Genomic DNA, 13693 nt, shown 5'->3' on the forward strand with positions numbered 1-13693 from the left:
ACGGCCCCGGCGATCCCCGACACCACGCCGCCACGACGTGTCTTCCTTCACCACCCAAAGGATGTTCACCATGAAGTTCCGCAAGGTCACCGCCGCCACGGCCGCCGTGCTCGCCCTCGCCACCGCCGCCACTGCCTGCGGCTCCGGCGACAAGAAGGACGGTGGATCGTCCTCCGGCGGCGGCAAGACCATCAAGATCGGCATCAAGTTCGACCAGCCCGGCATCGGCCAGAAGACGCCGCAGGGATACACCGGATTCGACGTGGACGTCGCCACGTACGTCGCCAAGCAGCTCGGCTACGACGCGAACCAGATCGAGTGGAAGGAGTCGAAGAGCGCCGACCGCGAGACCATGCTGCAGCGCGGTGATGTCGACTTCATCGCCGCCTCCTACTCGATCACCCCGGAGCGCCGGCAGAAGGTCGACTTCGCGGGCCCCTACCTGCTCGCCCACCAGGACGTGCTGCTGCGTGCGGACGACAACACGATCAAGTCGCCCTCGGACCTGAACTCGAAGAAGCTGTGCTCGGTGACGGGCTCGACCTCGGCGCAGAACGTCCACGACAGGCTCGCCCCGAAGGCCAAGCTGCAGCAGTACCCGACCTACTCGGCATGTCTGACGGGTCTGGAGAACGGTGCCATCGACGCACTGACCACCGACGACTCGATCCTCGCCGGCTACGCCTCGCAGGCCGCCTTCAAGGGCAAGTTCAAGCTCGGCGGCTTCAAGATGACCAACGAGAACTACGGCATCGGCGTCAAGAAGGGCAGCGACCTCAAGGCGAAGATCAACGCCGCCCTGGAGAAGATGGTCTCGGACGGCTCGTGGAAGAGCGCCGTGGAGAAGAACTTCGGCCCCGCCGGCTACAAGAACGAGCCCGCGCCGAAGATCGGCAACATCGTCCAGTAAGCAGGGCCTGACGATCGTGCGCCGCCCGCTGCGGGTGGCGCACCCGGCCTGTCCGACACGCGGAAGCGCGGGACCTCATGTTCGACTTTCTTGATCGCTACGACCTGCTGGGAGCGTTCTGGGGGACGGTGCAGCTCACCGTACTCTCCGCGATCGGCTCCCTGATCTGGGGCACTCTGCTGGCCGCGATGCGGGTCGGCCCGGTGCCGGTGATGCGCGGTTTCGGGACCGCCTACGTGAACATCGTGCGGAACATCCCGCTGACCGTGATCATCCTCTTCACCTCCCTGGGACTCAACCAGACCCTGGGGGTCAATCTCGGCGCCACGGACTTCGAGACCATCGACTTCCGGCTGGCGGTGCTCGGCCTGAGCGCCTACACCGCGACGTTCGTGTGCGAGGCGCTACGGGCCGGCATCAACACCGTGCCCGTCGGGCAGGCGGAGGCGGCTCGTGCTCTGGGGCTGACCTTCACTCAGGTCCTCACGCTCGTGGTCCTGCCGCAGGCGTTCCGCTCGGTCGTGATCCCGCTGACGAACGTGCTGATCGCGTTGACCAAGAACACCACGGTGGCGGCCGCGATCGGTGTCGCCGAGGCGGCCCTGCTGATGAAGAAGATGATCGAGAACGAGGCCCAGTTCCTGCTGATCGCCGGGGTGATCGGCTTCGGATTCGTGTGCCTGGTGCTGCCGACCGGCCTGATCTTCGGCTGGGTGGGCAAGAAGGTGGCGGTGAAGCGATGAGTTCCGTCCTCTACGACGCCCCGGGGCCCCGGGCCAAACGACGCAACGTCGTCTGGACCGTGCTGTTCCTCGCCGCCCTGGGCGGTCTGGCGTGGTGGGTGTTCACCAGCCTCGACGACAAGGGCCAGCTGGACTGGGAGAAGTGGAAGCCGTTCTTCGGCGGGACGGAGGCCTGGACGACGTATCTGTTGCCGGGTCTGCAGAACACGCTCGAGGCGGCGGCCCTGGCGGTGCTCATAGCATTGCCGCTGGGCGCGGTCCTGGGTATCGCCCGGCTCTCCGATCACGCATGGATCAGGGTTCCGGTCGCGATCGTGGTGGAATTCTTCCGAGCCATTCCGGTGCTCGTTCTGATGATCTTCGGCAACGCCCTCTTCGCCCAGTACACGAACGTCGCCTCGGACGATCGCCCGCTGTACGCGGTGGTCACCGGCCTGGTCCTCTACAACGCCTCCGTCCTCGCGGAGATCGTCCGCGCGGGCATTCTGGCCCAGCCGAAGGGCCAGTCCGAGGCAGCGCTGGCGATCGGTCTGCGCAAGAACCAGGTGATGCGGCTGATCCTGCTGCCGCAGGCGGTCACCGCGATGCTGCCGGCGATCGTCAGCCAGCTGGTGGTGACCGTGAAGGACACGGCACTCGGCGGCGCGCTCCTCACCTTCCCCGAACTGCTGTCCGCCGTCTCGCCGATGAGTTCCTACTACGGCGCCAACACCATCGCCAGCTTCACGATCGTGGCCTTCATGTTCCTTGTGGTCAACTTCGCTCTGTCGATGTTCGCGAGCTGGCTGGAGAAGCGGCTGCGGCGGGCCAAGAAGTCGACCGGAGCGATCCTGGCGCCGGCGGCCGTCGCGGGCGCGGAGGCGACGGGCGTCGCCGCCTGACGGCTCCTCAGTCATCCCTCCGCCGGTCCTCAGTCATCCCTCCGCCGGTCCGGGCTCGGCCCTCCGCCGGTCCGGGCTCGGCCCTCCGCCGGTCCTTGGTCGGTCCTCCGCCAGCCCTTGGTCGGTCCTCCACCGGTCCGGGCTCGGTCCTGGGCCGACCCGTCCGCCGGAGCGACGGCTGCTCGAACCGCCTGTCCCCCAGGGCAGTGGCGTCACGCCACTGCCCTGCTCGCTTGACGGGCGCAGCGGCAGTGGGTTGCATACGTTCTGTGATCGTGCACCCTGCTCCAACTGCCTGTTCCCGTACGTCCCTCAGGACACCGCTCAGGGCAGGGGGCGCCGCGCCGTGGATCCGGTGATCATCGTGGGAGCGGGGCCCGTGGGGCTCGCGCTCGCGCTCGCGCTGGCGCGTCAGGAGGTGCCGTCCGTCGTCCTCGACGAGGGCCCCGGCAAGGACGAGCAGCGCGCCGCGCGTACCGTCGTGTTGCGCGAGGACACCACCGCGCTGATGGAACGATTGGCCGGGGGGCCGCTCACCGGGGCCGGACTGCGCTGGACCGGGTGGCGGTCGATGCGGCGCAAGCACACGATGCGGGAGGTCGTGTTCGCACCGGCCGGTGGCACGGAGGAGCGCGGCGGCGGATACAGCGCCGCCGAGACCCGGAAGGGCATGGCCGGGGAGCCCGAGATCGCCGACGGGCCGGCCCCGCTGCACATCGCCCAGCATGTCCTCACCGGCGCCCTGCGCGCGGCCATCGCCCGCGAGGGGCTGGTCGAGGTCGCGGTGGAGAGCCGGCTGGACTCCGTGGAGCAGGAGCCGTCCGGGGTCACGGCACACACTCGTGGACCCCGGGGCACCTGGTGGCGCGGCAGTTATCTGGTCGGCTGCGACGGACCGCGCTCGACGGTGCGCAAGCTCCTGGACGTCCGCTTCCCCGGACGCACGGCCGTGGAACGCCATGCCGTGGCGGCGCTGCGCACCGAACTTCCCTGGCCCGGCGAGGCGTTGCTGCACCGGACGCCGCCGTGGCGGACCTCGGGTCCCTCGGTCGGTGAGATCGGCGCCCGCCCGCTGCCCGACGGCGTATGGCGCCTGGACTGGCTGCTGCCGCCGGGCAAGGACCTGGTCACTCCCGAGCTGCTGGTGACCCTCGTGCGGGAGACGCTCGCGGGCTGGCACGGGGGCTCCACCCCCGCCTACGACCTGCTGGACACGGGCGTGCACACCGTCCACCACCGGCTCGCCCGCCGCTGGCGCGTCGGCCGGGTCTTCCTCGCCGGGGACGCCGCGCATCTGCTCGGCGCGCTCGGCACCCAGGGCCTGGACGAGGGGCTCAGGGACGTGGACAACCTCGCCTGGAAGCTGGCGCTGGCCTGGCATCACGGCTCGCGCGAGGCACTGCTCGACAGCTATCAGACCGAGCGCCGCGCCGTGGTCGCCGCCCGCCTGCGCGCCGCCGATCAGGCACTGCCGGTGCTGCGCGGCGGCGGACCCCTGCGGGCCTACGTTCCCGGGGCCGCGCGCGGGCAGGACGCGCTGCTCGCGGACGGCCATCTGGGGCGCGGGGCGCTGGGCGCGCCGGGCACGTACGCCGGCTCACCGCTCCAGCCCGCGCCGAGCGAGTCGGAGGCGCAGGTGAACACCGAGCCCGGGGCGCCGGTCGCGGATGTGCGGGTGACGGCCGAGGACGGTTCGTTCGTACGGCTGCGGGACCGTCTCGGGCGCGGATCGCTGCTGGTGGTGCTCGTGGCGCCGGGCACCGGGGTGTGGGAGCGCAGGCATTGGGTGTCGGCCGGGATCATGCCCCGACTGGCGGCGGCCGTGACGGCCCTGCCGCATCCCGCGGAACTGCTGGTCGCCGAGAGCTATCCGGGCGCGGCCGCCCACACGGTGCTTCTGATCCGCCCGGACGGACACCTGGTGACGGCCCTGAGCGGGGTACGGCCGGCGGACCTGTACCAGGCGGCGGAGGCGACGCTGGGCGGCCCGGCGAAGGAACAGGCGGCGGCGAACGCGGGCTGAAGGGTATGGAACCGGGGCTCATGGGGCATTCCCGGCGGGCTGAGGGGTCGCGGAATGCCCTCCCTCGAACGCACGGTCACCGTGACGTCCACATGGTGACGGTGAGTTGACCGGCTGCCACCTCCATGGTCTACTCCGGATCGTGACCGACACCTGTGTGCGCCTGTGGCGGAGGGTCCATATGGACCTCGTCCGCTATGCGGGCTGCGTGTGTCGTCCGTCCTGCTGATCTCGCCACCCCTTCACCCGCGCGCGCCGTCTGGCACCACCGCGCCCCTCGCGAACCTCAGGACGGTCCCGTTGTCTGTGCACCCCTCTGTCTCCTCCGTCTCCCCTGTCCCTGCCACGCCCGTCTCCGTCCCCACCCAGGCGGAGTTGCTGGACTTCGCGCGCCGGACGGCCGCGAACACGGAGCTGGTCTCCTCGCTCCCGCTCGACCCCGAGGGCCGTACCTGGGTACGCCTCGAGGGTCCCGGCGGCAGCGAGGCATGGCTGATCGGCTGGCCGCCCGGCACGGGCACCGGCTGGCACGACCACGCCGACTCGGTGGGCGCCTTCGTCACCGCGTCGGGTGAACTCAAGGAGAACTCCCTCGCGGCCCGGCTGCCGTCCGACGGCTGGAGGACCCTGGAACTCACCGAGGGGGTGGACCGCGAGCGGCACCTGTCGGCGGGCAGCGGCCGCTCCTTCGGGCAGCACCATGTGCATGAGGTGCTCAACGAGTCCACCGAGCGGCACGCGATCTCGGTCCACGCCTATTACCCGCCCCTGCCGCAGATCCGCCGCTACAGTCGCACGGGGCAGGTACTGCGCCTGGAGCAGGTCGAGCGCCCGGAGGACTGGCAGTGACGTCGCTACCCGAATACCCCGTGGACATCGATACGTTGCTGGAGCGGGTCCGTGAGGACCTCGACCGCGTGGAGGCCCAGGAGGCCTACGATGCCGCACGCGCCGGAGAGGCCCTGCTCGTGGACATCCGGTACGCGGCCCTGCGCGACCGCGACGGGCTGATCCCGGGCGCTCTCGTCATCGAGCGGAACGAACTGGAGTGGCGCCTGGACCCCCAGGGCAGCCATCGCGTCCCCGAGGCCACGAGCCACGATCTGCGCGTGGTGATCGTCTGCAACGAGGGCTACGCGTCGAGCCTCGCCGCCGCCTCCCTGCGCCAACTGGGCCTGCACCGTGCCACGGACCTGGTGGGCGGCTTCCAGTCCTGGAAGGCGGCGGGGCTGCCGGTGGCACCGTAGGCCGGGCCTGACGGGCCGTCGAGCCCTGAACGCGATCGGCGCCCCCGCGCGTCCACCGTGTCCAGGGCTCGCGCCCCGTGCCCAGTCCCACCGGACCGCATGTCGCCCACGTACCACCGGGCCCCATGACGCTCGTCGCACCGGCCATGGGTCACCCGGTGAGACCGGACCACATCTCCCCCGCGCCAGCCGGGCCGTATCACAGCCCCGGGCCGCGGCCCCCTGGGCTCAGAACTCCCCGTCCCCCAACCCCTCCGTTTCCTCCCCCTCGTCCTCCAGCGCCTGGCGGACCACCCTGAGGGCCATCCCCTCGGGGTAGCCCTTGCGGGCGAGCATGCCCGCGAGGCGGCGCAGGCGCTTGTCACGGTCCAGGCCCCGTGTCGCGCGCAGTTTGCGGGCGATGAGTTCACGCGCGGTGGCCTCCTCCTGCTCCGTGTCGAGCTGTCCCACCGCTTCGTCGATCAACGCGGAGTCCACACCCTTGGTGCGCAGCTCCTGCGCGAGCGCCCGGCGGGCCAGGCCCCGGCCGTGATGCCGGGACTCCACCCAGGCGTCCGCGAAGGCACCGTCGTCGATGAGGCCGACCTCCTCGAACCTCGACAGCACCTCCTCCGCCACATCGTCGGGGATCTCCCGCTTGCGCAGGGCGTCCGCGAGCTGCTTGCGCGTGCGCGGGCTCCCGGTGAGCAGGCGCAGGCAGATCGCCCGCGCCCGCTCCACCGGGTCCGCCGGGGGCTCCCCCTTCTCGGCCCTCGACGAGAAAGAGGACCCTCCGTCCTGTGGGCCGTCGGCCGGCTCCCCGAAGCCGCGCCGCCGCCCTCGTCCGCGTCCCCCTCGGGCATGGCCGTCCTCACGCGGAGCGCCCGCCCCCTGGGCCTCCGCGTCGCCTCGCATGTCGTCGTACGCCCCGTCGCCGCTCCCGACCGCTCCCCCCACGCTCCGGCTCCCCCGCCCCTGCGGGGCCACCGGAAAGGCGTACTCGGCCCAGTCGGTTCGTCGTGTCACGGGCTAGCTCTTGGCCGCCGGGGCCTTGGCCTTGGTCGTCTTGGCCGTCGACGCGGGCGCTGTCTTGGCGGGGTCCTCGGCCGCGGGCGTGCCGCTCGCCGCGTCCGTGCCCGGCTCGGCGGCGGGCTCCTCGGGACGCACGCCGACGCCCAGCTTCTCCTTGATCTTCTTCTCGATCTCGTTGGCCAGGTCGGGGTTGTCCTTCAGGAAGTTGCGCGCGTTCTCCTTGCCCTGGCCGAGCTGGTCGCCCTCGTACGTGTACCAGGCGCCGGCCTTGCGGACGAAGCCGTGCTCGACACCCATGTCGATCAGGCCGCCCTCACGGCTGATGCCCTGTCCGTAGAGGATGTCGAACTCGGCCTGCTTGAAGGGCGGGGCGACCTTGTTCTTGACGACCTTGCAGCGGGTGCGGTTGCCGACCGCTTCCGTGCCGTCCTTCAGGGTCTCGATGCGGCGGATGTCGATACGCACCGAGGCGTAGAACTTCAGCGCCCGGCCACCGGTCGTGGTCTCCGGGGAGCCGAACATCACGCCGATCTTCTCGCGGAGCTGGTTGATGAAGATCGCGGTGGTCTTCGACTGGTTGAGCGCGCTGGTGATCTTCCGCAGGGCCTGGCTCATCAGACGGGCCTGCAGACCCACGTGGCTGTCGCCCATCTCGCCCTCGATCTCCGCACGCGGGACGAGCGCGGCGACGGAGTCGATGACGATGAGGTCGAGAGCACCGGAGCGGACCAGCATGTCCACGATCTCCAGCGCCTGTTCGCCGTTGTCCGGCTGGGAGAGGATCAGGTTGTCGATGTCGACGCCCAGCTTGCGCGCGTACTCGGGGTCGAGGGCGTGCTCGGCGTCCACGAAGGCGACCTGGCCGCCTGCCTTCTGCGCGTTCGCCACCGCGTGCAGGGTCAGGGTCGTCTTGCCGGAGGACTCCGGTCCGTAGATCTCCACCACTCGGCCGCGGGGGAGGCCGCCGACACCGAGGGCCACGTCGAGCGCGGTCGACCCGGTCGGGATGACCTCGATGGGCTCCTTGGACCGCTCGCCCATGCGCATGACCGCGCCCTTGCCGAATTGCCGTTCAATCTGTGCGAGCGCGGCGTCCAGGGCCTTCTCGCGGTCGGTACCTGCCATGGGTTCCACCCGGTTTGCTTGAGTCGATCGCTTCACGTCAAAGACGCTAACGCCTGCCACTGACAATGCGCCCTGACGCTCGTCCGGCCTGTGGATAACTCGGGCACTTCTCCACCAAACCCCTGTGGAAATCCCCGCGGAGAGCCGAGCCGGAGGCTCCATAAGAATGGATGTTCGATTTTCGTGTCAAGCGCACCGCGGGCGTATCCGAGCCTACGTTCAGGGACCGACAATGCCGGTGCCCGCCCGCGGTGGCGGGCGCTGCTTCCCGGGGCGTACGGCAGGAGTCTCCTGCGGTAGGACGACCCGGCCTCCCGTGGCCCCGACGCTGTCCCCATGGACCGACACGGAACCCGCCTCCACACCACCACCGCCCCGGACCGGACGGCCGCCACCGTCATCGCCACCGCCCCCGTCCCCGCCGGCCGGACGAGCGCCGTGTGGCACGCCGCCCGCCCCGGTGAACGCCTCTGTCTCGCGACCGGCACCACCCTCGTGCTGTCGGGGCTGGCCCATCTGCTGGTGTTCGCCGTCGACGGCGGCCCCTGGGACGGGCCGGTCTCCTGGCGCAAGCCCGTCACGTTCGGACTCTCGTTCGGGCTGACGCTGATCGCGGTCACCTGGGTGACCTCGTACGTGCGCATCGGTGGACGGCCGCGCACCGTGCTGCTCGTCGTCTTCGCCGCCGACTGCGTCGTGGAGGTCGCCGGGATCACCCTCCAGGCATGGCGTCACGTGCCCTCGCACCTCAACACCTCCACGCCCTTCGACACCGCGGTCGCGATGATGCTCGCGGTGGGCGGCGGCGTCCTGGTCGTCGTGCTCTCGGCGTTCGCCGCGGCCGCGTTCCGGCACCGGCCGGGCGGCCCCTCGGGCATGCCGCTCGCGCTGCGCTCCGGCTTCGCGATCCTGATGGTGGCGCTGCTGTCGGGGGCGGTGATGATCGCGCGCGGGGTCATGCTGTCCCGCACCGGGCACCAGGAGGCGGCGTACCACTCGACGGCCCCGCTCAAGCCCCTGCACGGCGTCAGCCTGCACGCCGTGCTGGTGCTGCCCGCGCTGGCCTGGCTGCTGTCCCGCACCGCCTGGAGCGCCGCCGCCAGGCGGCGCGTCCTGCGCGCGGCGGTCGGCGCCTACACGGCCGCCGTGCTCGGCGCGGGAGTCTGGGCGGCACTCACCTGGTGAGTCCCGGCGGTGTTCAGCGGGGGAAGAACCGCCGTAGACGCACGGCGGCGCTTCCGGAGCCCCGGGGCCGGTGCCCGTGGACTCGCGGGTCGTCCGTGACGGCGTACCGCTTCACATACGCCCCCAGGAACGCCTGGAGCGTCGCGACCGCCGGGATGGCGATCAGCGCGCCGACCGCGCCGAGCAGGGCGGTGCCCGCGATGACCGAGCCGAAGGCGACCGCGGGATGGATGTCCACGGACCGCGCGGTCAGCTTGGGCTGGAGCATGTAGTTCTCGAACTGCTGGTAGATCACGACGAAGACCAGCACCCACACCGCGTACCAGGGGTTCACGGTGAAGGCGATCAGCATCGGAAGGGCGCCCGCCAGATAGGTGCCGATGGTGGGAATGAACTGCGAGACCAGACCGACCCAGACGGCGAGCACGGGGGCGTACGGAATGCCCAGCGCCTCCAGCAGGACGTAGTGCGCTATGCCCGAGATGAGCGCCATCAGACCACGCGAGTACAGATAGCCGCCCGTCTTGTCGACCGCGATCTCCCAGGCACGCAGCACCTCGGCCTGCCGGGCCGGCGGCAGCACCGAGCACAGCGCGCGCCGCAGCCTCGGCCCGTCGGCGGCGAAGTAGAACGAGAACAGGGCGACGGTCAGCAGCCTGAAGAGGCCCCCCAGCACCTGCGCGGAGACGTCCAGCACACCGGTGGCACTGTTCTGGACGTACTTCCTGAGCCAGTCGGAGTGGACCAGGCTGTCCTGGACGTCCACGCGTCTGAGGTGGGTGTGGAACGTCGAGTTGATCCAGTTGATCAACGAGTCGAGATAGGCCGGGAAGCCCTCGACCATCTTGACGATCTGGCCCGCGAGCATCGAGCCGAGCAGGGTGACGAACCCGGCCACGGCGATCGTGAGACCGAGGAAGACCAGGAAGGTGGCCAGTCCCCGGCGCATGCCACGGGAGGCCATCCAGCTCACCGCGGGCTCGATGGCGAGCGCCAGGAAGAACGCGATGAGAACGTTGATCAGCAGGCTGGTGAGCTGGTGGAACGCCCAGCTGCCCAGCTGGAACACGGCGATGAGGGCGAGCGCCAGCACCATGGCGCGCGGCAGCCACCGCGGCATGCGCGCGGCCGGCACGGCGCCGTCACTCGCCGGGGTCCGGTCGGACGGGGGCGTGCCGAGCGGTGATTCCTGCCGGGGGACCTGTGCGGTCTCGTCTGTCGGGGCCACGGAGCAAGTCTCCCCGACGCGACCGACAACCGGAGACCGCCCTGCGGATCTTCGTGCGCCTTCAGCGCTTCTCGTGCGGTACGTTCATGGCCCCGCACACCACCCGCCACACGTCCTTGGCCTCCCAGCCGGCGTCCAGCGCCTGGTGCACCGTGCGACCTCCCAGCTCCGACATCACATGGTCGCGCGCGAAGGTCTCGGCGTACGCCGCACCGAAGTGATCCGCCATCCGCTGCCAGAAAACCGTCAACCGCATGACTCCAGTATCCAGCCCCTGAGAGTGGGCCCGGCCCGGGACCGCTTGCCAGGACGGCTTTCCGTCCTACGGTCTGACCATGGCCGAACCCGGAGCATCCCCACTCCCCGCTGCGCCCCCGGCGCACACCCCGCTCTCCCGCGCCGAGCAGTTCATCTGGCTCACCGCGCGCGTGCTGGAGCAGCGCCGCTTCGCTTATCACTTCCTGGGCGGCGGCGCCGACCCGGTGGAGACCGCGCTGGCCGCCTACCGCAACGAGGACGAGGGGTACGGTCATGCCCTCGAACCCGATCTGCGGGGCCCGGTCAGCCAGCCCCTGCACACCGCCCACGCGCTGCGCGTCCTGGACTCGATCGGGCGCTGCGGCGGACAGCGGGCCGAGCGCGTATGCCGTTACCTGACCGCCGTGTCGACATCGGACGGTGCCCTTCCGGCGATCCATCCCAGCCAGCGTGGCTACCCGGCCGCCCCCTTCGTGCCCGTTGTCGACGACCCGCCGAGCGACCTCCTCGCCACCGGCCCGGTGGTGGGCCTGCTGCACCGCAACGAGGTGTGGCACGCGTGGCTGTTCCGGGCCACCGACTTCTGCTGGCAGGCGGTCGAGTCCCTGCGCAAGACGCATCCCTACGAGGTGGAGGCGGCGGTGGCGTTCCTGGACTCGGCACCCGACCGGCCGCGCGCGCAGGCGGCCGCCGACCGGCTGGGCCGCCTGGTGCGGGAGGAACGGCTCGTGTGCCTGGACCCCGGCCGTCCGGAGGCGTACCCGGTCGCCCCCGGGTACGCGCCGGGCGAGCACCACTTCGCGTACGACTTCGCGCGGACACCGGACTCCCTCGCGCGCGCGTGGTTCACCGACGAGGAGATGGACCGCGCCCTGGACCACCTCACGGCCGAGCAGCAAGAGGACGGCGGCTGGCCCATCCGGTGGCGCCGGTGGGCTCCGGGCACGGCCCTGGAATGCCGCCCCATGGTGACCGTCGAGGCGCTGCTCACCCTCCGGGCTTACGGGCGGGCCATCGGCTGAGGCCCCGGGCCGGCTCGCCCGCCGGTTGCCGACGCCCCTGAGGGCGGGCGGGCCGCTCGTTCAGCCCGTGAGCGCGCGCAGCCCCGCCGTCACCACGACCGCGACGCCGACCACGACCAGGAAGGGGGCGCGCAGGAGCAGGGCGACGGCGGCCGCGGTGAGCCCCGCCGCCCTGGCGTCGAGTACGAGGGCACGGCCGTCGGCGAAGGTCTGCTGGGCCGTGAGGGCGGCCAGCAGGGCGACGGGCAGCAGGGCCGCGAGCCGCTGGACGAGCGGCCGCTCCAGGAGCCCGGCCGGCACGAGCAGTCCGAGGAGCTTGACGGCGTAGCAGCCGACGGCGGTGACGCCGATCGCGATCCAGACGTTCAACGGTTTTCTCCCCCTTGGGCCTGGTCGGCCCTCTTCACGGCCTCGGTCTGTGCGCCCCGCGCGTTCGCCGCCGTCCGCCGGCCCTCCAGGAAGAGGACGACCGGGGCCGCCAGCGCCGCCACCAGGACCGGCACACCGGCGGGCAGGACCGGCAGCAGCCCGAGCCCCAGCACGACGGCCGCGCCCGCCACGGCACGCTCCGTGGCCGTCCTCAGCATCGGCGCGAGCAGCGCCAGGAAGACCGCGGGCCCGGCGGCGTCCAGCCCCCATGCCCTGGTGTCGCCGATGGCCTGCGCGCCGAGGGCCCCCAGCAGCGTGGTCAGGTTCCACAGCACGTACAGGGTGAGCCCGGTCACGGTGAAGCCGAGGCGGACGCTCCGCCGGGTCGGCTGGGCGAGCGCCACGGCGGTGGTCTCGTCGATCACCCACTGCGCGGCGAACGGCCGCACCGCGCGCGGGAGGGCCAGCAACTGCGACAGCCGCAGCCCGTAGAACGCGTTCCGCACGCCCAGGAAGAAGGCGCCCGCGGCCGCCGTGAACGGGTTGCCGCCCGCCGCGAGCGCGCCCACGAGCGCGAACTGCGAGGCGCCGGTGAACACCAGGAGGCTGAGCGCGCAGGTCTGCAGCAGGGTGAGTCCACTGCCGGCCGACGTCACCCCGAAGGCGAAACCGGACAGGCCGACGGCCACCCCGACGCCGAGGGCGTCCCGGACGACGGCGGCGTCCGGCTTTTCACCGTCTCCCCTGTGGAGGGTCGCGAGAGCGCTCTGTTCTGCCACGCCGCGGAGGCTACGAGCGCTCACGCTCCCGGGTCTTGTACGTTCTTGCGCCCCGCGGCGCGGACACCGTCCCCCTGCGCTCGCGCTGGTACGCCCCCGGCGGGACGCCCACGATCCGCGTGAAGTGACGGTTGAGGTGGGGCTGGTCGGTGAAGCCCACCGCGACGGCCGCCTCGGCGGGCGTCGTCCCGGCGTCCAGCAGACGCCGGGCCCGGCGCACGCGGGCGTCGGTCAGCCAGGTGTGCGGCGGCATCCCATAGGCGTCGCGGAAGGCACGCAGCAGCGAGAAGGGACTGGCGCCGAGTTCGGCCGCGAGCCGTTCCAGGCTCGGGGGCTCCGCCATCCGCTCCTCGAGCACGGCACGCGCGCGTGCGGCGGCCCGGGCTCCCGCGGTGCGCACGGCCCGTTGCGGCATCGGCCCGCCGTTGAGCCTCAGCAGCCGGGTCACGGCGACCCGCAGCAGGGTGTCGGCGGCGAGCGCGTTGCCCTCGTCCGTGGCCCGGAGCACCTCGTGGACCAGGCCGGCCGCATACGGGTCCTCGAGGACGGGACTGGTGAAGCCGGGGGTGCCGCGGATGGCCGTGGTCTCGGCGGCGATCTCGGCCACCAGCTGCGGCGAGGGGTAGACGGCCCCGTACCGCCAGCCCTCCGGCACGCCGGCCCGGCCCGTGTGCGGGGTGTCGGGGTTGACCAGCGCCAGGGCTCCCGGGCCCGCGTACTGGTCCGAACCGCCGTGGTGGAAGATCTCGACGCCGTCGGCAATGGCCGCGATCACGAAGTTCTCGTGGGTGTGCCGCACGAACGTCTTGTGGATGTAGCGGGCCCGCAACAGGTCGACGCCCGGCAGTTCCTCGTACCGCCAGTGCCGTGCCCGCTCGCCGGAACCTGCCATGCCTCCATTCTGCGGCACGG

General features: G+C 71.6%; 16 protein-coding genes. 9 read left to right on the top strand and 7 right to left on the bottom strand.

Annotated elements, in window-relative coordinates; genetic code table 11:
* Nucleotides 1-70: 70 nt before the first annotated feature.
* The 7 genes from ACIP94_RS13785 to ACIP94_RS13815 all read left to right on the top strand — a co-directional run bounded on the left by ACIP94_RS13785 (nucleotide 71) and on the right by ACIP94_RS13815 (nucleotide 5804).
* On the top strand, nucleotides 71-910 hold the full coding sequence (locus tag ACIP94_RS13785; RefSeq protein ID WP_402424141.1) for a glutamate ABC transporter substrate-binding protein: 840 nt from the start codon (nucleotides 71-73) through the stop codon (nucleotides 908-910).
* Between the two features lie 77 nt (nucleotides 911-987).
* Nucleotides 988-1653: an amino acid ABC transporter permease gene (locus ACIP94_RS13790; protein ID WP_402424144.1), complete on the top strand. Its 666-nt coding sequence runs from the start codon at nucleotides 988-990 to the stop codon at nucleotides 1651-1653.
* The gene (locus ACIP94_RS13795; protein WP_402424147.1) at nucleotides 1650-2534 is read left to right on the top strand and encodes an amino acid ABC transporter permease; all 885 of its coding nucleotides are present in this window, start codon (nucleotides 1650-1652) and stop codon (nucleotides 2532-2534) included. The genes ACIP94_RS13790 and ACIP94_RS13795 overlap by 4 nt, the downstream gene beginning before the upstream one ends.
* Before the next feature lie 346 nt (nucleotides 2535-2880).
* The gene (locus tag ACIP94_RS13800) at nucleotides 2881-4557 is read left to right on the top strand and encodes an FAD-dependent monooxygenase (RefSeq protein ID WP_402424150.1); all 1677 of its coding nucleotides are present in this window, start codon (nucleotides 2881-2883) and stop codon (nucleotides 4555-4557) included.
* 181 nt (nucleotides 4558-4738) lie between these two features.
* Nucleotides 4739-4786, top strand: coding sequence for a hypothetical protein (locus ACIP94_RS13805; protein ID WP_309506048.1), 48 nt, complete (start codon nucleotides 4739-4741; stop codon nucleotides 4784-4786).
* Nucleotides 4787-4857: 71 nt separating this feature from the next.
* Nucleotides 4858-5406, top strand: coding sequence for a cysteine dioxygenase (locus ACIP94_RS13810; RefSeq protein WP_402424152.1), 549 nt, complete (start codon nucleotides 4858-4860; stop codon nucleotides 5404-5406).
* Nucleotides 5403-5804: a rhodanese-like domain-containing protein gene (locus tag ACIP94_RS13815; RefSeq protein ID WP_402424155.1), complete on the top strand. Its 402-nt coding sequence runs from the start codon at nucleotides 5403-5405 to the stop codon at nucleotides 5802-5804. Before ACIP94_RS13810 ends, ACIP94_RS13815 begins: the two co-directional genes overlap by 4 nt.
* Before the next feature lie 228 nt (nucleotides 5805-6032).
* On the opposite strand, the gene recX is transcribed toward ACIP94_RS13815, so the two are convergent.
* Together recX and recA are read right to left on the bottom strand one after the other, a co-directional pair.
* Complete coding sequence (recX, locus tag ACIP94_RS13820) at nucleotides 6033-6809, bottom strand: recombination regulator RecX (RefSeq protein WP_402424157.1); 777 nt, start codon at nucleotides 6807-6809, stop codon at nucleotides 6033-6035.
* 3 nt (nucleotides 6810-6812) lie between these two features.
* Nucleotides 6813-7940: a recombinase RecA gene (gene recA / locus ACIP94_RS13825; protein WP_402424160.1), complete on the bottom strand. Its 1128-nt coding sequence runs from the start codon at nucleotides 7938-7940 to the stop codon at nucleotides 6813-6815.
* 336 nt (nucleotides 7941-8276) lie between these two features.
* On the opposite strand from recA, the gene ACIP94_RS13830 reads away from it, so the two are divergent.
* Nucleotides 8277-9125, top strand: a complete 849-nt coding sequence (locus ACIP94_RS13830; RefSeq protein WP_402424163.1) for a hypothetical protein — start codon at nucleotides 8277-8279, stop codon at nucleotides 9123-9125.
* Between the two features lie 13 nt (nucleotides 9126-9138).
* Here ACIP94_RS13830 and ACIP94_RS13835 read toward each other — a convergent pair whose 3' ends face one another.
* Nucleotides 9139-10353: an AI-2E family transporter gene (locus ACIP94_RS13835; protein WP_402424166.1), complete on the bottom strand. Its 1215-nt coding sequence runs from the start codon at nucleotides 10351-10353 to the stop codon at nucleotides 9139-9141.
* 61 nt (nucleotides 10354-10414) lie between these two features.
* A complete protein-coding gene (locus ACIP94_RS13840; RefSeq protein WP_402424169.1) occupies nucleotides 10415-10609 on the bottom strand; it encodes a DUF3046 domain-containing protein in 195 nt (64 codons plus the stop codon).
* Between the two features lie 79 nt (nucleotides 10610-10688).
* On the opposite strand from ACIP94_RS13840, the gene ACIP94_RS13845 reads away from it, so the two are divergent.
* On the top strand, nucleotides 10689-11633 hold the full coding sequence (locus ACIP94_RS13845; protein WP_402424172.1) for a hypothetical protein: 945 nt from the start codon (nucleotides 10689-10691) through the stop codon (nucleotides 11631-11633).
* A gap of 60 nt (nucleotides 11634-11693) precedes the next feature.
* Here ACIP94_RS13845 and ACIP94_RS13850 read toward each other — a convergent pair whose 3' ends face one another.
* From ACIP94_RS13850 to ACIP94_RS13860, 3 genes are read right to left on the bottom strand one after another with little or no spacing between them, the layout of a single operon-like run.
* Complete coding sequence (locus tag ACIP94_RS13850; protein ID WP_402424175.1) at nucleotides 11694-12002, bottom strand: AzlD domain-containing protein; 309 nt, start codon at nucleotides 12000-12002, stop codon at nucleotides 11694-11696.
* Nucleotides 11999-12781 (bottom strand): AzlC family ABC transporter permease, encoded by a 783-nt coding sequence (locus ACIP94_RS13855; protein ID WP_402424178.1) that lies wholly within the window; start codon nucleotides 12779-12781, stop codon nucleotides 11999-12001. The genes ACIP94_RS13850 and ACIP94_RS13855 overlap by 4 nt, the downstream gene beginning before the upstream one ends.
* Nucleotides 12782-12791: 10 nt before the next feature.
* Nucleotides 12792-13673 (bottom strand): AraC family transcriptional regulator, encoded by an 882-nt coding sequence (locus ACIP94_RS13860; RefSeq protein WP_402424181.1) that lies wholly within the window; start codon nucleotides 13671-13673, stop codon nucleotides 12792-12794.
* Nucleotides 13674-13693 lie beyond the last annotated feature (20 nt).

The sequence above is a fragment of the Streptomyces sp. NPDC093261 genome (assembly GCF_044753645.1).
Taxonomy (GTDB): domain Bacteria; phylum Actinomycetota; class Actinomycetes; order Streptomycetales; family Streptomycetaceae; genus Streptomyces.

Bases quoted from the DNA above. Each gene is read 5' to 3' on its own strand.
- ACIP94_RS13790 (WP_402424144.1), top strand. From the start codon at position 988: ATGTTCGACTTTCTTGATCGCTACGACCTGCTGGGAGCGTTCTGGGGG.
- ACIP94_RS13795 (WP_402424147.1), top strand. From the start codon at position 1,650: ATGAGTTCCGTCCTCTACGACGCCCCGGGGCCCCGGGCCAAACGACGC.
- ACIP94_RS13860 (WP_402424181.1), bottom strand. From the start codon at position 13,673: ATGGCAGGTTCCGGCGAGCGGGCACGGCACTGGCGGTACGAGGAACTG.
- ACIP94_RS13845 (WP_402424172.1), top strand. From the start codon at position 10,689: ATGGCCGAACCCGGAGCATCCCCACTCCCCGCTGCGCCCCCGGCGCAC.
- ACIP94_RS13785 (WP_402424141.1), top strand. From the start codon at position 71: ATGAAGTTCCGCAAGGTCACCGCCGCCACGGCCGCCGTGCTCGCCCTC.
- ACIP94_RS13840 (WP_402424169.1), bottom strand. From the start codon at position 10,609: ATGCGGTTGACGGTTTTCTGGCAGCGGATGGCGGATCACTTCGGTGCG.
- recA (WP_402424160.1), bottom strand. From the start codon at position 7,940: ATGGCAGGTACCGACCGCGAGAAGGCCCTGGACGCCGCGCTCGCACAG.
- ACIP94_RS13830 (WP_402424163.1), top strand. From the start codon at position 8,277: ATGGACCGACACGGAACCCGCCTCCACACCACCACCGCCCCGGACCGG.